The 17711-nt window shown below is 55.2% G+C and carries 21 protein-coding genes; 8 read left to right on the top strand and 13 right to left on the bottom strand.

Features of this window, described 5'->3' with window-relative positions; genetic code table 11:
- Window positions 1–64 precede the first annotated feature (64 nt).
- Window positions 65–1117 (top strand): DUF2332 domain-containing protein, encoded by a 1053-nt coding sequence (locus tag GRI36_RS11280; protein WP_160598542.1) that lies wholly within the window; start codon window positions 65–67, stop codon window positions 1115–1117.
- Here the strand turns inward: GRI36_RS11280 and GRI36_RS11275 are convergent.
- The 3 genes from GRI36_RS11275 to GRI36_RS11265 form a co-directional block, all read right to left on the bottom strand.
- On the bottom strand, window positions 1107–2015 hold the full coding sequence (locus GRI36_RS11275; RefSeq protein ID WP_160598541.1) for an alpha/beta fold hydrolase: 909 nt from the start codon (window positions 2013–2015) through the stop codon (window positions 1107–1109). The genes GRI36_RS11280 and GRI36_RS11275 overlap by 11 nt on opposite strands.
- Window position 2016: 1 nt before the next feature.
- Window positions 2017–2832, bottom strand: coding sequence for an SDR family NAD(P)-dependent oxidoreductase (locus GRI36_RS11270; protein ID WP_160598540.1), 816 nt, complete (start codon window positions 2830–2832; stop codon window positions 2017–2019).
- Between the two features lie 85 nt (window positions 2833–2917).
- Complete coding sequence (locus GRI36_RS11265; RefSeq protein ID WP_235902242.1) at window positions 2918–3181, bottom strand: BolA family protein; 264 nt, start codon at window positions 3179–3181, stop codon at window positions 2918–2920.
- A 52-nt stretch (window positions 3182–3233) separates the two neighbouring features.
- Here GRI36_RS11265 and GRI36_RS11260 point away from each other — a divergent pair, with 52 nt between their 5' ends.
- Window positions 3234–3824: a J domain-containing protein gene (locus GRI36_RS11260; RefSeq protein ID WP_160598539.1), complete on the top strand. Its 591-nt coding sequence runs from the start codon at window positions 3234–3236 to the stop codon at window positions 3822–3824.
- A gap of 7 nt (window positions 3825–3831) precedes the next feature.
- Here GRI36_RS11260 and GRI36_RS11255 read toward each other — a convergent pair whose 3' ends face one another.
- The gene (locus tag GRI36_RS11255) at window positions 3832–4710 is read right to left on the bottom strand and encodes an oxygenase MpaB family protein (protein WP_235902240.1); all 879 of its coding nucleotides are present in this window, start codon (window positions 4708–4710) and stop codon (window positions 3832–3834) included.
- A gap of 69 nt (window positions 4711–4779) precedes the next feature.
- On the opposite strand from GRI36_RS11255, the gene cobS reads away from it, so the two are divergent.
- Window positions 4780–5763 carry a cobaltochelatase subunit CobS gene (cobS, locus tag GRI36_RS11250; RefSeq protein ID WP_160598538.1) on the top strand — a complete coding sequence of 328 codons (984 nt, stop codon included), beginning with the start codon at window positions 4780–4782 and terminating at the stop codon, window positions 5761–5763.
- Between the two features lie 73 nt (window positions 5764–5836).
- Complete coding sequence (locus GRI36_RS11245) at window positions 5837–8065, top strand: transglycosylase domain-containing protein (RefSeq protein WP_160598537.1); 2229 nt, start codon at window positions 5837–5839, stop codon at window positions 8063–8065.
- A 22-nt stretch (window positions 8066–8087) separates the two neighbouring features.
- Here the strand turns inward: GRI36_RS11245 and GRI36_RS11240 are convergent, their stop codons facing one another.
- Together GRI36_RS11240 and GRI36_RS11235 are read right to left on the bottom strand one after the other, a co-directional pair.
- Window positions 8088–8510 (bottom strand): PaaI family thioesterase, encoded by a 423-nt coding sequence (locus GRI36_RS11240; RefSeq protein ID WP_160598536.1) that lies wholly within the window; start codon window positions 8508–8510, stop codon window positions 8088–8090.
- Window positions 8503–8952, bottom strand: a complete 450-nt coding sequence (locus GRI36_RS11235) for a PaaI family thioesterase (RefSeq protein WP_160598535.1) — start codon at window positions 8950–8952, stop codon at window positions 8503–8505. The genes GRI36_RS11240 and GRI36_RS11235 overlap by 8 nt, the downstream gene beginning before the upstream one ends.
- Window positions 8953–9069: 117 nt before the next feature.
- Between GRI36_RS11235 and GRI36_RS13755 the strand changes: the two genes are divergently transcribed.
- The 3 genes from GRI36_RS13755 to GRI36_RS11225 are packed head-to-tail and all read left to right on the top strand — an operon-like array spanning window position 9070 to window position 11091.
- Window positions 9070–9231: a hypothetical protein gene (locus tag GRI36_RS13755; protein ID WP_202392163.1), complete on the top strand. Its 162-nt coding sequence runs from the start codon at window positions 9070–9072 to the stop codon at window positions 9229–9231.
- A gap of 13 nt (window positions 9232–9244) precedes the next feature.
- Complete coding sequence (locus GRI36_RS11230) at window positions 9245–10198, top strand: hypothetical protein (RefSeq protein WP_160598534.1); 954 nt, start codon at window positions 9245–9247, stop codon at window positions 10196–10198.
- The gene (locus GRI36_RS11225; RefSeq protein ID WP_202392162.1) at window positions 10198–11091 is read left to right on the top strand and encodes a transposase; all 894 of its coding nucleotides are present in this window, start codon (window positions 10198–10200) and stop codon (window positions 11089–11091) included. The genes GRI36_RS11230 and GRI36_RS11225 overlap by 1 nt, the downstream gene beginning before the upstream one ends.
- Here the strand turns inward: GRI36_RS11225 and ruvX are convergent.
- Genes ruvX through pyrE form a run of 7 tightly spaced genes read right to left on the bottom strand, consistent with a single transcriptional unit; the run spans window position 11088 to window position 16461 of the window.
- The gene (gene ruvX, locus GRI36_RS11220) at window positions 11088–11504 is read right to left on the bottom strand and encodes a Holliday junction resolvase RuvX (RefSeq protein ID WP_235902238.1); all 417 of its coding nucleotides are present in this window, start codon (window positions 11502–11504) and stop codon (window positions 11088–11090) included. The two genes, GRI36_RS11225 and ruvX, sit on opposite strands and share 4 nt — an antisense overlap.
- A 50-nt stretch (window positions 11505–11554) precedes the next feature.
- On the bottom strand, window positions 11555–12700 hold the full coding sequence (locus tag GRI36_RS11215) for a DUF3089 domain-containing protein (protein WP_160598533.1): 1146 nt from the start codon (window positions 12698–12700) through the stop codon (window positions 11555–11557).
- Complete coding sequence (locus tag GRI36_RS11210; protein ID WP_160598532.1) at window positions 12690–13787, bottom strand: AI-2E family transporter; 1098 nt, start codon at window positions 13785–13787, stop codon at window positions 12690–12692. The genes GRI36_RS11215 and GRI36_RS11210 overlap by 11 nt, the downstream gene beginning before the upstream one ends.
- Complete coding sequence (lepB, locus tag GRI36_RS11205; protein WP_328598385.1) at window positions 13784–14656, bottom strand: signal peptidase I; 873 nt, start codon at window positions 14654–14656, stop codon at window positions 13784–13786. The genes GRI36_RS11210 and lepB overlap by 4 nt, the downstream gene beginning before the upstream one ends.
- A gap of 42 nt (window positions 14657–14698) precedes the next feature.
- Window positions 14699–15112, bottom strand: a complete 414-nt coding sequence (gene acpS, locus GRI36_RS11200; RefSeq protein WP_160598531.1) for a holo-ACP synthase — start codon at window positions 15110–15112, stop codon at window positions 14699–14701.
- A 10-nt stretch (window positions 15113–15122) separates the two neighbouring features.
- Window positions 15123–15881 (bottom strand): pyridoxine 5'-phosphate synthase, encoded by a 759-nt coding sequence (locus GRI36_RS11195; RefSeq protein ID WP_235902236.1) that lies wholly within the window; start codon window positions 15879–15881, stop codon window positions 15123–15125.
- A gap of 1 nt (window position 15882) precedes the next feature.
- On the bottom strand, window positions 15883–16461 hold the full coding sequence (gene pyrE / locus GRI36_RS11190; RefSeq protein ID WP_160598530.1) for an orotate phosphoribosyltransferase: 579 nt from the start codon (window positions 16459–16461) through the stop codon (window positions 15883–15885).
- A gap of 228 nt (window positions 16462–16689) precedes the next feature.
- Here pyrE and coxB point away from each other — a divergent pair, with 228 nt between their 5' ends.
- Window positions 16690–17667, top strand: a complete 978-nt coding sequence (gene coxB, locus GRI36_RS11185; RefSeq protein WP_235902234.1) for a cytochrome c oxidase subunit II — start codon at window positions 16690–16692, stop codon at window positions 17665–17667.
- The last annotated feature ends 44 nt before the right edge of the window (window positions 17668–17711 follow it).

Genomic DNA, 17711 nt, shown 5'->3' with positions numbered 1-17711 from the left:
AAATAGGGGCAGGCAGACGAAAGGGCAATGCATGGTAGCGTCAAGTAAGGCGGATTCAGAAATAATGAACATGGTAGACGTTGCGCAAGCAATCGAATGGCAGGCTTCCCATGCCGAGCAAGCGGGGGCTCCCAATACGGCGCGCGTTGTCCGGGCTTTGCTAAAAGTGCTCGAAACAGACACTGCCGTTGGCCGCCGGATTGCCAATTGGAAAGGGCTTAGCCTTGAGGACGCGATGCCGCTGCGGATCAATGGTGGGCTGCACAATCTGCTATTGACCGGCACCGACCTGCGGCTTCAACCTGTTTACTCCGGTTTGACGACCAACCAAGCCGAAATTGACGCGATCGTTGCCGACCTTGTCCGAAAATATGATACGCGGCTGCTGCCATGGCTCGATGGCCCGCCGCAAACCAATGAGGCCGGCCGGTCTTGGGGTTTCATGAGCGCGCTTCTGTGGCTGTCTGGCAAAGTCGGACCAAAATTCGCGATCTATGAATTGGGAGCGAGTGCCGGGGTCAATACGATGATGGATCGCTATCATTTCGATCTTGGCGGGGTGACTTCTGGCCCCGACGATTCACCTATGCGGATAGCACCCGAATGGCGTGGTTCGCCGCCACCTGAGCACCCGGTTGAAATTGTTTCAATTAGAGGGTGCGATCAGGCTCCCGTCGATCTTTCCGATCCAGAGGCGGCATTGCGGCTCAAAAGCTACGTTTGGCCCGAGGCAATTGCTCGGATGGGTAGAATTGAAGCAGCCATTGAATTGGCGGGAAAACAGGCACCCGATTTGGTTAAGCAGGACGCAGGCGATTTTGTTCGCGAAATGCTGGCACAGCCTCAGCAGTCAGGTGTGACCCGGGTCCTGAGCCATTCGATCGTGTGGCAATATATTCCTGAATCTACGCGTGCATGGATTGAAAAAGCAATGGAGGAGGCCGGTAGGGCGGCCACTGCAGAGAAGCCCTTGGCGTGGATCGCTCTGGAGACCAATCGCGCGACATTCCGCCACGAATTGTATGTCCGCTATTGGCAGGGAGGCGAGAAAGCGGCTCTGCTCGGATGCGGTCATCCGCACGGCGCATGGGCGGAGTGGTTTGACCCTATCTGCTAAGAAATTCTTCCAGCGCTGCGTTAAATTTCTCGGGCGCTTCCCACGTCACAAAATGACCGCAATCGGGCACTTTGACTAATGTCAGATCATCAACCAAATCATCCAGCCCGTCGAGATTGGCATTGGGCAGGGCGATATCATCCATAGCCCATACGACCAGTGTAGGGATGGCCACATTTGGCAAGGCAGGCGTGGAGAAGTCGGCCGGAAGTTCATACGGCTCATCCAACGGGGGCACATCCGATAATCCAGCGCGGTACCAATTGAGCATCGCCATTGCGGTATCCGGATTTGACCATGATTGTAGCAATTGATCACGCTCGGCATCTTCGGCAAAACTCTGCCCTTTGAAATCCAGCGCTTTGACCAGCAGTGGCAGCAACCCGTGCTCGCGGACCAACGCATCATTTGCCGGGTCGCGGAACGCCCGGACATATTGGCTTGCCGCGCGCTGGTCAGGATTGGTGTAAAGTAGCTTGGAAAAGATAAACGGGTGGGGCGCATTGGCAATAACAAGCCGTTCAATACGATCTTGCAAAACGCCAGTAAGCGCGATTGCCCATGCGACCACTCCGCCCAAATCATGCCCTACGAGCGTGAATTTTCCGACCCCGAGCGCATCCGCAAGCTGGGCGATGTCACCCATTAATTTATCGATGGTATACATGCCCGCGTCTTGCGGATTGGATGATCCGCAATAGCCGCGCTGATCAGGCGCGATACAGCGATAACGATCAGAGAATTGCGAGATTTGACCACGCCATGTGCGATGCGATTCGGGAAAGCCGTGGAGAAAGATCAGCGTTTCACCATCACGCGGACCGGTGTCGAGCACATCCAGTTCAATTCCGCTTGGCAATGCAACGCGCGTCATCTGGTCGCCGGGATTCAAGCTCATCTCAACCCTCCGCTTCCATTCTCTCGATATAGCCTGCGGCGACCATTCCGGCCATCTGATCCAAGAGCTGATCGGGTGTCCGGCGCATTTCGCCCATCGCTTCTTCCATGCCTTGAGCCACAATAATTTCGCGCTGACCTGCGGCGATACCATCGACCATCGTCTTGGCGGCATCTGCTGGCTTGATCCCATTATCGATCACGGAATCACTTTTGCCGCGTTTTGACCCATCTGCGCTCAGCGCATTGCGAGAGACATTTGTCGCAATCGATCCCGGCGCGATCACATGGACGTTAACGCCCTTGACCGACATTTCGGCTCTTAGTGCATCGGCATAACCGATCAGTCCGAATTTCGCGGCAGAATAGGCGGTGCGCATCGGCACCCCGACTTTCCCAGCAATCGACGAGATAAACACCAAGGCGCCCGACCCGCGATCCGCCATATGGGGCAACAACGCCTGTGTCGCGGCAATCTGAGAGGTCAGATCGATGTCGATTATGTCGCGGTACACTTGCATATCGGTTTTCAGCGCTTGGCTGCGCTGCGACACACCAGCGTTTGCTACAAAGACATCGACGCTGCCATTCCAGGCGATTGCCCCTGCCGTTGCCTCAAGCATCGCCGCTTCGTCACGAACGTCGAACGGGATAAGCAAGCTTTCCGCATGAAGCTCATTTGCGACTGAGGCCAGGCGCGCTTCATCGCGCCCAGAAAGGACTATCTTTGCACCTCGGCCAGCCCACTCACGTGCTAACGCAGCGCCGATTCCCGATGATGCGCCGGTGATCCAAACGGTTTTGTTTTCAAAGTTCATGGATTTTTCTCTATTCTGGCTGTGACCGTAAATGTAAGATGATGCACCCGAATGGCCGCGCAATCTAATCTGACGGGTCCTTCGGTTAATTTGGAGCAATCGCCTTAATCGCCAGCGCATGGACGCGCTGCCCCGGAATATCGCCCAGAGCCTGATTGACCATCCGCTGGCGGTTCAGCCGTGACACGCCATCAAAGGCCGTGCTTTCAATCACAATTGTGAAATGAGATTCGCCGCTGCCATCATCGCCTGAATGGCCCGAATGCTTCGCGCTATCGTTGATAATATCGAGCCTTAACGGGGCGAAAGCCTCACGCAAAAGACCTTCCATCTCGGCAGCTACACTCATCACTGAAAACTCCAATTTGCATTTCACGAATTCGACCCCATCCTAGGAGGCTATGCGCGGTTCAAAGTTCCATGGTCGGTTTGAGGGTAGAGGGCAAGATTGCCACGCACCCGGGTGCAGCGAAGCGGGTGAATTCCGCGCTCCGGGTACCTATGCGAACAGTTTTGATGGGCCGGGTGATTCGCGCTGGTTCTGTCTCGACCACATCCGCGAATTCAATGCAGGCTATGACTGGTTCGAAGGCATGAGCGCGGATGAGATATTCGAAGCGCAATCTCCCATCGCAGGCTGGCGGACCGAGAACAATGCGTTTCGCGGTGATGCGGGAATTGACGGGATGCCCCGCTGGGCTGACTATTCCGATCCGCTCGATGCCATCAGCGGACGGGCCGCGAGTATCAAAGCGCGAGCGGGACAGAATTATCAGGCAACCCGATCAAAATTTGATCTCAAGGAGCAGGAGGCGCTCAAGACCATGGGTCTGAGTGATGAAATTGACAGGCAGGCACTTCGTCGCCGCTATTCCGAATTGGTGCGTCAGTATCACCCGGACCGCAACGGCGGTGACCGAGGGTATGAAACGCGATTGGGCAAAGTGGTCGATGCTTACCAATTGCTGAAAAAGAGCGCTGTGTTTTGCTAGTCCGACTTCACTGCTGAAACGCCCACCGCAACGTTTTACCAATGGTTTTTGCGCCAATGCGAGCTGGGACATAAGCCAGGCCAGGGTGCCGCAAATCCAGCATATTGCGCGCAAACGGCTGGAGCATTTGAACCGCCGTGGTACCGAGAATTTTCTGGATAGCTGGCGGCGCATTGTCTGGCTTTTGAGTCAGGACGAGCCGGGCGATTTCTTTCGCCTCCGCGCTTGAACGCAATTGTGTGCGGAAATGTCGCATCAGCTGTTCGGCCTCAACTCGTGTTTGAGGCACAGGATCAGCGCCAAGCTTGCGTGCGATGATCGCGAACTGAGCATAATACCTGTCCTGTTCGGCAAGTGGCATGGAAGGGCGGACATAGCGCAAATAGGCTTCGAGAAAGCTGGTTGCCTCTGCCGCATGGACCCATGCAAGCGTCTCAGGATCGCGAGCCGAATAGCGGGTTCCGTCTGGCAAAGAGCCGTGCACTTGCTCGTGAATGCGATTTACGCGTGAGATCATCTTCTCTGCTTCGTCATGGTGGCCGAAGGTGGTGATCGCAATAAATTTCGCGGTTCTGCGCAACCGTCCATGCATATCTTCGCGGAAATTTGAATGGTCGAGTACGCCTTGCAGTGCATGCGGGTGGAGCATCTGGAGCAGGAGGCTGCGAATGCCGCCAATCATCATTGAAACCGCGTCGGCATGGACCAAACGGATCGGGGAATCGCGTTCGAACAGAGCTTCATCCGATGGCGGGACTGGCTGTTCACCATTTTCAGTATCATTGAACACCGCACGAACACGGCCAACCAGCGTCTGACGAAGGAGTTCGGACGGGCGGGTTATTTCCATGGCGGTCATTATGGCGACGATTGGTGGCGATTGCATCCCGAATATAAATTCTTGTGCCAGATGCAGTTGCAGGGACCTATAAGCCCGTCTAGGCGTTGCGGCGATATGACAGACAAGACTTTTGATCCGACCTCCAAAACCTCACTCGCTGCGCCCGACACCACCGTCGACGTTCGTGACACCTTCGGTATTGATATCGACTGGCAGGTCCCAGCATTCAGCGTAGCCGATGAACGCGTTCCCGATGTCGATCCTAGCTATGTTTTCGACCCGGACACCACGCTCGCGATTTTGGCTGGGTTTGCACATAACCGGCGTGTCATGGTCCAAGGCTATCACGGAACGGGTAAGTCGACTCATATTGAACAGGTTGCAGCGCGGCTGAAATGGCCCTGTATCAGGATCAACCTTGACGCGCATATCAGTCGGATCGACCTGGTCGGGCGCGATGCGATTGTGCTACGCGATGGCTTGCAAGTTACCGAGTTCCGCGAGGGCTTATTGCCTTGGGCGTTGCAGCATCCGGTTGCGCTTGTGTTCGACGAATATGACGCCGGCCGCCCAGACGTGATGTTTGTGATCCAGCGTGTATTGGAAGCTGAGGGCAAGCTGACCTTGCTCGACCAGAACCGGGTAATCCGGCCTGATCCAAACTTCCGCCTGTTCGCGACCGCCAATACGGTGGGTCTGGGTGATACCAGCGGACTCTATCACGGAACCCAAGCGATCAACCAAGGTCAGATGGACCGCTGGAATATTGTGACTGCGCTGAATTATCTTCCGGCCGAAACCGAGCAGGATATCGTAGCGTCCAAGAACCCTGATGCCGATCCGAAACAAATTTCGGATATGATCAAGGTCGCGGACCTGACCCGACAAGGTTTCATGAACGGCGATATTTCGACCGTAATGAGTCCGCGTACTGTTATTACGTGGGCACAGAACACCGCGATTTTCAAGGATGTCGGCTTCGCTTTCCGCCTCAGCTTCCTCAACAAATGTGATGAAGCCGAACGGATGATGGTTGCCGAATACTATCAGCGCGTTTTCGGCACTGATCTGCCCGAAAGTGTTGTTGGCCAAGGCTAAGTTGTTAGGGCGACGCGAGATAGCATACGAATCCTCTCGCCAACGCTGTATTGTTTAGGTAATACAGCCGGTAATGTTTGGTCGTTTATTCAGTTTATGGAAGCGCGGGGGTCACACACCGGACGATTTTGATCCGGATCGGCGCGATTATTTCGCGCTGCAAGAGCCCTATGGTAATGCGTGGGGTGACCCTGATGATGACGACTTTGATGATGACGCTGTAGCTTACCGGTCGGGTGCAGAGCGGCCTGATTACAGCTCATGGGATGATCGGCTGGAACAAGCCGACACCCGAATTAGCCGGGACGAGCAAAATCACCAGCGAGGCACAAGTAGTTGGTGGCAGCCGCGCCATTGGCGTGGGCGGCGCAAGCGTTGGTGGGCGGCGCGTGTGTTCGCATCGACTCTGCTGCTGTTTTTCCTGATGATCGGATGGCTGGCAGTGACAGCGCCGCTCTCAAAATCGCTCGAGCCAATTGCTCCGCCGCAGCTGACCTTGCTGGCCGCTGATGGCACCCCCATTGCGCGCAATGGTGCAATTACCGATCTGCCTGTCGATCTGGATACTTTGCCTGATCATGTGACCGAATCGTTTCTTGCGATTGAGGATAGGCGATTCTTTTCTCATTGGGGCATTGACCCTCGCGGGCTTGCACGTGCCGTGTGGGCGCGCGCGACGGGCGGGCCGATGCAGGGCGGGAGCACAATCACCCAGCAATTGGCCAAATTTACCTTTTTGACATCGGATCAAACCTTCACCCGTAAAGGTCAGGAAATGCTCATCGCCTTTTGGCTTGAGGCTTGGCTGACCAAGGATGAGATACTCGAACGGTATCTCTCCAATGCCTATTTTGGCGATAACGTGTACGGTTTGCGCGCTGCATCATTGCATTATTTTTACCGCCAGCCTGAAAATCTAAAACCGGAACAGGCGGCGATGCTCGCCGGTCTGGTACAGGCGCCTTCACGGTTTGCCCCAACCAAACATTATGATCGTGCGGCAAAGCGAATGCAGCTGGTGCTGAATGCGATGGTCGCGGCAGGTTATTTGAACGAAGCCGAGGCGACGGCAATGCCCAAACCGAAAATCGATTCCCGGGCCAAAAGCGAACTTCCAACTGGCACCTATTTTGCAGATTGGGCCTTGCCCGAAATCAGGAAGCAGGTCGGAACAGGTTACAGTAGCCAGACCTTCACCACGACGCTCGATTCGCGTCTGCAAGACATTGCCCGCAAAGTCGTCAGCAGAGCGCCATTGGGCGAAGCTCAGGTCGCTTTAGTGGCCATGCGGACCAATGGTGAAGTGGTGGCGATGATTGGCGGTAAGGAATATCGCGATTCGCCATTCAATCGCGCAACTCAGGCGAAGCGGCAGCCGGGCTCGACATTCAAACTGTTCGTCTATCTGGCTGCACTCGAGGCGGGGATGGACCCGGACGATACCATCGATAATAGCGAGATCGTCGCAGGCAGCTATCGCCCCAAAAATTCAGGCGGGAGTTATTCTGAGACGATCACATTGGAGGAAGGCTTTGCCCGTTCTAGCAATGTGGCCGCGGTACGATTGTTCAACAAATTGGGTGACAAAGCGGTCATTGAAATGGCTCGATCGTTCGGGATTACCTCGCCAATGCCCGAAGGCGATCCGAGCCTCGCTCTGGGCACATCGACTGTCAGTTTGCTGGAGCTAACGGCTGCCTATGCCGGGGTGGCTGGTAATGAATTTCCAGTGAAGCCTCAGGCGTTTAAGGCCGAAGAAGCCGGTTGGTTTGATTGGCTTTGGAGCACGCAGGACAGTCTCTACAATTCTGAACATGAAGACATGGAGCAGATGTTGCGGCTGGCGATCAATTCGGGGACCGGCCGTGCGGCAATGTTAAGTGGCCCCAATTTTGGTAAGACAGGCACCAGCCAAAATAACCGTGATGCGCTGTTCGTTGGTTACGCGGACGATCTGGTGGTGGGCGTGTGGATCGGTAATGATGATAACAGCCCCCTAGATGGTGTCAGCGGTGGTGGTTTGCCTGCTCGGATATGGCGCGATTTCATGCGTCAGGCGCAGGGTGTATCAGACTTGCCAAAGCCCAAGGCGAGTAGCAATCCCGAAGGTCCAGTAGAACCAATGGATGTGCCCGATCTGGAAGATATTCCGATCGGTGAAAATGGCAGCAGGCTCAGAATAGACGAAGACGAAGGGATTACCCTGTCGACCGAAGTTGAAGGTGTCCCGCTCGAATTCCGGCTTGATGAAAACGGGATTGGTGTCGAGCCTGGTAGGCGAACGCCGGAGCCGGTTCGCTAGGCCGCTTTCGCGAAGAGATTACTCAGGCAGGCGAGTCTTGTTCAGCCATAAGAATGTTCATGATTGCGGTTGCAATCGGCCGGTCACGGTCATCTTGCCATGCTTCGACCGAAATATTGGCGTTTCGGCGGCCAAGCTTTGTGATGCGCGCCTTGGCGTAAGTGGTGCGTTGCTTACCTGCGTTCAGAAATTGAACCGTAATATTTATCGGTTTGAGCCGGTGCGTGCGTTCAAGTCGCGCAAGTTCGTTTCGCAAAAGCGCGTAGCCAGCGGTTTCCAATAGGCCAGAAGTCGCGCCGCCATGCAGATGACCGGGGCGACCCTCAACATCGCCGCTGAATTCGAAAGACAGAACGGGTGCGCCGTCTTCGACGCTGTGAAAAACAATTCCGAGCGACTGCGCATAGGCAGTAAGTGTTCCGGGCGACGGTTGCGGCTCAGACATTTCTGGGGTCCTGCTTGATCGACATAAAGGTGCCGGACATGGTTGCGACAGTATCGGACGGGTCGCCATCATGTGCAAATCCGCGAACGAAGGCCGCCGACTTAGTCAGGCGGTAGCATTCAACGTGGCCAATTAGCGCGGCACCTTTGCGCGCTGGTCGCTGATAATCGACCCGCAAATCCAAAGTCGCAATGGCGATAAATTCTCCGGTTGCCGTCCAGATTGACAGGCCGGACGCCATATCGAGCAGGCTAATGATGGGGCCGGAGGCGAGAATTCCGCGTTCGACCTCCCCGACCAGATCATCACGCCATGGCAATTCCAGTTCGACCCAATCGGCGCCGTGCGCATGATAGGACAGGCCGATCTTTGCAGAATGGCCGTGTTTGAGCATGAATTTGGCCGCTCTTGACGGGTCGAATTTGGCAGGTGAGGCGGACATTCCACCTCAATGGAAGCTGCACTAATCCATTTCAATCTTTTAATTTTACCGACAACGATTGGAACGCCAACTTGTAAAATGCGGGCACTTAAGCGGCGCAATTAACGGAGCAAGACTATGCAATTACCATCGATCGATCTGGCAGAATTGCCCGATCTGGATTCAGTAACGGGACTGTTTGGCAGCCTGTCAGATTTGGCCATGGCGCATTTCGATGACCGGATCATCATCATCATGGTCTATCTGTATGAAATACTTCCGCCTGAAACCGCCTTGTAGTCCAGCAAGTACAATGGAAATCCATCCGACAATCGCGGCGCTGCGCGGCAATCTGGCGGCGCAGCGCCGGGCTCAATTTAGCTTGGAATCGGTGAAGGCTGAGTGGCTGGCGGGCCATTCAGATATCTTGGGCCGCCCATTAGAGAAATATGGACAGGGCGCAGATCTGGGCGAATGCAAGGCTCTGGACGGGGTGTTCCAGCAAAAGGTTGCACGGAAGCCGCTAATTGATGGGCTAATGTCTCGAATGGGGCATGCGATCGCGCGGACGCCGCTTGGCCAGATCCCATTTCGTCACCAATACCGGAGCGGCGTCGGTGTCCTCCAGATTGCCACGGCGGGCAGAGCAAACCTGTCGCTTCTACTGTACGAAGCGAAGGCCGGGCCGGCGGCACAATCTATCTATTTTACGGATAGTGAATGCACCGAAATAGTCTTAATCGGATCAGGGCGAGGGCGCCTTTTCGAAATCGTGTCAACCAACCACGCCGGAGCTGTTCTTTCAGAGCGGCAGCTCGATTTCCAATCAGGCGAAGTGATTTCTTATACAGGCAACAAAACTACAAAATTGGTCGAGACTGTCCCCGGCAGTATGCTGGTGCTTCGGCTAACCCGGTCGCCGGTCGTGCCGGAGGAAAGCCGCGAATATCGGCTGGCTGACGGCGCGCTGGTCCACTGCGCATCGGGTAACAGAGCCGAAAGCCGTCAGGAGATGATTGTCGCTTTGCTTGGTGCGATGAAGCGCGGCGAAGCGGTGCCCACCATTGCAGATAAATGCATAGAGGGGACGCCGCATTTGCGATGGCAAGCGATCCGCCAAATGCTCGCACTTGATACTGCGCGTGGGTTTGAGGTTTTGTGCGCAGTGGCTGCCGCGCCCACAGATGATCTCAATGCCCCTGCCGCAGCATTGAAGGCCCAACTGCTCAAATCCTACCCGGTCCTGTCCGAAATGGAGTCAGCCTGATGCCGCCCATTTTGCATGGCGAAGATGATATAATATTTAGTCTGGACGAATGTACCAGCGCGCTCGATCAAGCAGGGTTTGATCCGCGAGATCGCGATAGCTTGGCGAGTGCGGCACTCAGTCTGCGCCGATTGGGTAATAATTCCGAATTCTTGGCCGAAATTCTGTTGGCGGAATTGAAGGGGAAGCATACTCAAAGTCACGACAGCGCATATGGTCCGCAAACATTGGTCTTGTCCGATTTGCGGCAAGGCTATTTCCTCAGAGCCAATATCTGGCCAGCGGAAGCTGATTCAATGTTTCGCGCCAGCGGTGCGCACAGCTTTTCCTATGGTGCGCCGCATGACCACAATTTTGATTTCCTGACATTGGGCTATTTCGGGCCGGGATATGCCAGCGATTATTGGGAATATGATTACGAAAGGGTCGCTGGAATAACCGGTGAGACAGCAGGATTGACCTATTCCGGCAGAGAGATTTTGGAACAGGGAAAAATCGTCCATTACCGGGCGCACCGCGATGTTCATCGCCAGCTACCGCCTGCCGCTATGTCGGTGTCGCTCAACATTATGGCTGTTAACCCGGCACAGGGGTGGCATGACCAATATGCATTTGATGTCGAAAATGATCGCATAGTTGGCGTTCTCAATCCCACTTCGACCGAAGTGTTCCTAAGAATGGCAATCGCGATCGGCGGTTCAGAAAATACCGATTTAGCCGAGCATTTCGGAAAGGCGCATCCCAGCGACCGGATCAGGTTGGCAAGCTATCAGGCACGCAGCCTTCTGCTGGATGACCCGGCTGAGCGCGATAAGTTGTGGGCGAAAGCGGAAATGTCAGGCAGCCGTCTGGTCGAGGCCCAAGCCAGAGAGAACAGGGAGAGAATCGCCTAAAGAATACCGCCGGCCAGCGCATCGATTGCCCCTTGCAAAAACACAGCGGCGGCATGGCTATCGATACGTTCGGCACGCTTCCTGCGGCTCATATCCTGGCCGATCATATCGCGTTCGGCGCTAGTGGTTGACCAGCGCTCGTCCCACAGCAGCACTGGCAGTTCGAATGCTTCGTGCAAATTGCGCGCATAGGCGCGGCTGGCCTGCGCCCTCGGGCCTTCGCTGCCATCCATATTGCGCGGCAGACCGATCACGATTGCGCGAACCGAGCGTTCCGAAATCAATTGTGCCAAACGCTCGCGGTCGCGGCCGAATTTTCCGCGTTCTAATGTCTTGCCTGCGGTCGCGAATTGCCACCCCGCATCGCAAGTGGCGGTGCCGATTGTCTTGGTGCCGAGGTCGAGCGCGAGCAATGCGCCGCCTTCGGGCAACGCTTCCCGCAGCGCTGCCGCCGCTTCCGTAATCAGGGTGCTTCACTCCCGCTATCAAGAGATGTCACGCGCCGGACGACGTCTTCCTGAGTGTTTTTCCAGAACAGCGGAATGTCGTACACGTGATAATTATTTCCTGGCAAAACAGCGCTGCCCATTTCCGGCGGCGGACCTATCAACAGCAAGCCGCGCTCGTCGCACCGGGCGCTGACATAGCTGGGCACCAGTTCGCCCGAGGAGAAATTATCTTCCGGCACCAATGTTCCCAAATTAAGGTTTGCTGCTGCTGCACCGTCGATCGTTCCAGTCAGCGGATTGATGCACAAAATCTTGCTGTCGCCGCGCAACTTGCCATCGAATCCCATCGAATTGCTGTAGCTATCCATCACATCACTAGGGTCAGCTGGTTCGGCAAAGCTGGACCAACTTAGGATACAGCCGGCTTGATCGGCGGTGGCGCACGCAGGGAAGCCAAGCGACGGCAAATCATTAACGACAGAGATCGGCCAACCGATGGCATAAATGGCGGCAACCCGGCTTGAAATGGGCGAGCCGCTGACCTCTTCGCGCAGCAAACGAAGCAAATGGAGCGCCCCTTGGCTGTGGCCGACCAGCACTATCGGTGTGTCTTCGTCGACGGTTGCGATGAAGAATTCATAGGCCTGCTTTACGTCGGCATAGGCTGCATCGAGCGCTCGCGTTGCCTCGCCACTGTCGGTCAAGAATGCACCGAATGTCGCTTGACGATAGCGCGGCGCCCAGACCTCGGTCGCTTGGTTGAACGGGCTGGCCATGCCGCGAACGTATATTTTCGCGATGTTCTGCGATTCTGCATCATCCAGTTGAGCATTCCATGTCGTTCTGTCCAGGAAGCTTGTGGGATGGACAAAGAACACCGCGAAATTGGAATTTGGCCCGGCTGCAGCCGGCACGCTCCTGCCTTCGCCGCGCATAGCCGGTTGCCAGCGCGCGGGGTCGGACGTGCCGATGCCCGGACGTGAAAACCACATCTCGGGGTCTTGGTACGCATTTTCTTCGAGAGGAGTTTGCTCGACAAATTCCGCACTGGGCACCAACGCTAAACGGGTCAGCTCCTTCGACCAAATGGTCAGGACGAAGCCTGCTGCGATAACCAGAACAATTATGGTAGCGATAAAATAGAGAAATTTACGCACCATCGGTAATGGCTCCGTTTTTTGAATCTGATGCTTCATTGCGTTCGGCGCGGCGTTCCAACGTGACTTTCAACATCGCGAGAGCCGGATCCGCTAGAAAGAGGCCCAAAACGCCGAACAAAATGCCCATAACCAGCTGAGCGGCCAGCACCAGGGCGGGGGCCAAGTCGACCGTTTTGCGCGCAATCATGGGGATAACGACGTAACCGTCAAATGTCTGGACCATGAAATAGACGAATATTGTGTAGAGGCCCATCTCGGTCCCGCCGGAGAAGCCCACCAGCACCATCAATGTTCCGGCTAGTAGCGCGCCGAGGTTTGGAACGAACGCCAACAATCCGGTCAGGATTCCGAGGAGCACGGCCATTGGGACCCCGTACCAAGCGAGCAGGATCCAGGTAAAAACGCCTTCAAATACCATTCCGATTAGACGGCCCGCCATCAAACGGCGCATGGTGTAGGCCATTTTAGATACGGTGGCGAAAAACTCGCTGCGGCGGTGACGCGGCAACATCCATGCTACACCGCGTTCGTATAATTGCGGTTCCATCGCAAGATAAACGCCGATTATTGTGATGAGTAGCAAAGTAGTAAAGCCGCCCAGGATTCCGCCAATTGCCTTGGTTACAGTGCCCACACCGCTGACCAGATTACTCGCGATGCCTTGGATGTTGGCCCGGTCGATCGAGAAACCCTGACCGTCAAGATAAGCGATTAGGACGGTCAGCTGTTGTTGAATGATAGTTGGCAATTGCGCGGCCTCGCGGGAAATTTGCGATCCGGCATAATTTACCAGCCAATACAGGAACCCTACAGTCAGCAGCAGGACCAGAACAACCCGCCACACTCTCTCGATGGGCAGAATGCGCCCAAGTAGACGCGCCCCGCCATCAATCATTGCGGCTAAGACCATTGCCCCGAAAATCACCAGCAAACTTTGTGAGATATATACGGCCAGCAACACGCCGCCAATCACCATTGCCCACACAAATGCACGCTGCGCTTCGAACCGCAATTCCGGATTGACTATTCTGGAGGGGCTAGTCCCCAGATCTTCGTTCTCTAAATTGTCCTTGGGCAGCTTGCTCATTCGCCTTCGTCTTTTTCATCTATGGAAGGCCGCAGACTGGTCCATGCACGGCCGCTACGCAAGGAGGAGAACCAACTGGCGGGGTTCCAACTGGTCGAGCCATCGAGCGAGAAGGTGATAAATTCTGCACGACCGCCGACATTTTCGAGCGGAACCGGACCGCCAAGTCCCATTTCCTCAGCAGCGGCGCGGCTGTCTGCGGAATGATCACGATTATCGCCCATCATGAAGATGTGGCCCGCCGGAATGGTGACTTCATCGAAATTGTCGAGCCGCTGCTTCTTGTGATCGATAATCAAATAGCTCGCACCATTCGGCAATGTTTCACGGTAAGTCGGCACTTCATAGACTTCGCGCCCGTCATCAAGCGTCTTTTTGTAGGGGTCAAAATAATAGAGGCAGGCCAAACCATCGCACAGTTGCTCTGGATCTACTGGCAACCGGATGGCGGGTTCAACAGCTTGCGGGATTGGCTTGCCGTTCAGGATGATCTGTCCGTTGACCACTGCAATCCGGTCGCCAGGTAGGCCAACAACGCGCTTGATGTAATCCTCGTCACGGGTAGGCGGGACGGCTATTACGATGTCGCCATATTCGGGCGTGCCTTCCAGAACTCGTGTTTCACTCCGCGGCAAAATGTGAAACGATGCGGACACCCAAGACCAGCCATATGGGTATTTGCTAACCACCAGACGGTCACCAACCATCATATTGGGCAGCATGGATGTGCTGGGGATGTAGAACGGCTTTGCTATCAGGCTGTGAAATGCGATCACCGCGAGCAACATCAAGGCAAGGCCGCGCAATTCGGCAAACCAATCGACCTTATCGGAAGTCTCGTCAGGGGTTGCGTCTGTTATAGTGGTCACTGATAAAAAGCCGGAATGGATAGGTTGAGGAGATGCGAAGATTTAGTTTGAGGCAGCCTCGGGAACGGCTTCGATTATTACGAATGCCTGAGCCCAAGGATGATCGTCTGTTAGAGTGAGATGAACAACCGCGTCATGGCCATCTGGCGTCAATTCCGCAAGCCGCTTCGCTGCGCCATTGGTCAGGGCAAGGGTGGGCGCTCCAGATTTGCCGTTCACCACGCCAATGTCCTTCATATATACGCCGCGAAAGAACCCGGTACCGACGGCTTTAGAAAATGCTTCCTTTGCTGCGAACCGCTTCGCATAAGTACCGGCGCGAGTGTAGGGCCGTTTGGCAGCCTTGGCGCGCTCGATTTCGGTAAAGCTACGCTTTTCAAACCGCTCTCCGTGCCTTTCTAATACCTTCTGTATGCGCTCAATGCTGCACAAATCACTGCCTAGCCCGATGATCATTGCTCGCACCTCATCGCACGTCATCCATCAAATCGCGCATTTTACGTACGGCGTTCTCCAGCCCGATGAAGACAGCTTCGCCAATCAAATAATGGCCGATGTTGAGCTCTGCCAATTGCGGGATTGCGGCGACAGGTTGGACGTTTTCATATGTCAGCCCGTGACCAGCATGCGGCTCAATCCCGTTTTTAACGGCCAAGGCTGACATATCTGCAATGCGTTTCAGTTCGACAGCCCGCGCCTCGCCTACCGCATGGGCGTATTCGCCAGTGTGAAATTCGACAATATCGGCCCCTAGCCGCATTGCTGCTTCCAATTGCCGCGCATCAGCCTCGACAAACAAACTGACCCGGATATTGGCATCTTTGAGTTGCGAAACGATTGGGGCTAGCCGGTTATGTTGACCTGCTGCATCGAGACCTCCTTCGGTGGTTCGTTCCTCGCGGTTTTCAGGGACGATACAGGCTGCGTGCGGTTGGTGGCGTAGCGCAATGGTGAGCATTTCGTCGGTCGCGGCCATTTCCAGATTAAGTGGTAAATCTGTCGCATCCTGAATGCGCCGCAAATCGTCATCACGGATATGGCGGCGGTCCTCACGCAAATGCGCGGTAATCCCATCGCCGCCCACTGACGCAACGATTTGCGCGGCACGAACCGGATCGGGATGATCGCCGCCGCGCGCGTTTCTGATCGTCGCGACATGGTCGATATTAACTCCCAAACGAAGGGAGCTACGGATCGACGCGGGGGTAGAGGATGGGGTGCTCAATTTACTTTCTGCTTCCGGGCTTGGTGACGGGCACGGCAGCGAGTGCCGCTGGCATGTCATCTTGATCATACGTCGGAAAGTTTATGTCGACCAGCGAGTGATAGGGAACGTCAAAACTTACACCGCCGCTCGAACGGTCGACGATAGACACAAGCGCGAGCACCTCGCCGCCAGCATCCGCTATAGCTTTCATGGCCTCTTTGGAGGAAAGGCCAGTCGTAACAACATCCTCCACTACTATCACTTTCTCCCCAACTTTCAGGCCAAAGCCGCGGCGGAAGCCGAAAGTTCCATCTGGACGTTCAAGAAACATCGCTTCCTTGCCTAAGGCGCGGCCCATCTCATGGCCGATGATAACGCCGCCCATCGCTGGCGAAACGACCGTATCGATTGCGCTGCGCAGCTCGCGCGGAAGCTTTGCCGCCAGTGCGGCTGCGAGTCGGCTGGCGCGCATCGGGTCCATCAAAACGCGCGCGCATTGCAAATAATGCGCGCTGTGGCGGCCCGAGGACAGCTTGAAATGTCCTTCAAGCAAGGCTTCGCTGGCGCGGAATTCGGCGAGAACTTCGTCTTCGGTCATAATTTTTCGTCTGATTTCCCTAGGGGCGTTGCTGTGCAAGCAACATTGGTTGCGGAAATTTCTCCTAGAAGTGCTTGAGGCAGGGGGCAAGCATGCGTATAGGCCCGACACAATAGTCCCTGATTGGGATAGGTTTGGTTCGCACGCTGCGCGCCACGATTTGAAAAAACAGAGAGCGTCAACGTGATGATTTTCGGTGACTTGCCCCGCGGGGTTCTTCGGGTTTTAATGACATTGTGGGCCGCAGCATTGTTGGCTTTGACGCCGCAATTGGCTGTAGCGCAGGATTCGGTTGCTGCCGAAGCCGTGCCACAGACCACCAGCGCGCCTCAAGCGATTGAAGCGACCGGTGCATCCGCGGATGCGGTTCCCGCAGCTTCGACATATAAGCCACTTGGCCCTGAATGGATCAAAGGGCAGCCCGAAGCTGGAAATATCGATTTTCAACCGCAATACACTGACGATGGTCAGTTCGCGTATAACATGCACACCTATTTGCTGATGCCGATTATCACTGTGATCAGTCTGTTCGTTCTCGGCCTGTTGCTGTGGGTGGTCTTGCGGTTCCGCCGCTCGAAGAACCCGGTTGCTTCGAAGACAACGCACAATACCTTCATTGAAGTTGTGTGGACTCTGGTCCCAGTTCTCGTGCTGGTCGGTATCGCAATTCCATCTATCACGCTGCTGGCGCGCCAATATGAAACGCCGCCTGCAGATGCGGTGACAATTAAGGCAACTGGCTATCAATGGTATTGGGGTTATAGCTATCCTGATAATGGCAATTTCGAGATCATTTCGAACATGCTGCCCGAAGATGAAGCTGTCGCACGCGGAGAGCCCGGACAATTGGCGGTCGATAACCGAATGGTTGTCCCTGCGAATACGCCTTTGCGTATCCAAACAACTGCAGCAGACGTGATTCACGCATTTGCCGTTCCATCGCTTTGGTTCAAAATTGACGCGGTCCCTGGGCGCCTAAACGAGCGTCTGCTGACAATTAACGAGCCTGGCATTTATTATGGCCAGTGTTCAGAGCTTTGCGGTGCCCGTCATGGTTACATGCCCATCGCTGTTGAGGCACTCCCGCGCGCTGAATGGGAAGCTTGGGTGATTGAGCAAGGCGGCACGGTGGGTGAGGCTGAAGAGCCCGCTGCTGCTCCAGCTGCTCCGGCTGAAATTGCAACCGATGAAGCAGCTACTGAATAAAGACGTAAGTTAGACCGACCGAAGATACGACGAAATCAAACTAA

Source organism: Pontixanthobacter gangjinensis (assembly GCF_009827545.1).
In the GTDB taxonomy this organism is placed as follows: domain Bacteria; phylum Pseudomonadota; class Alphaproteobacteria; order Sphingomonadales; family Sphingomonadaceae; genus Pontixanthobacter; species Pontixanthobacter gangjinensis.
Note: the sequence above shows the minus strand (reverse complement) of the source record. Positions and strands in the feature narration are given on the sequence as shown.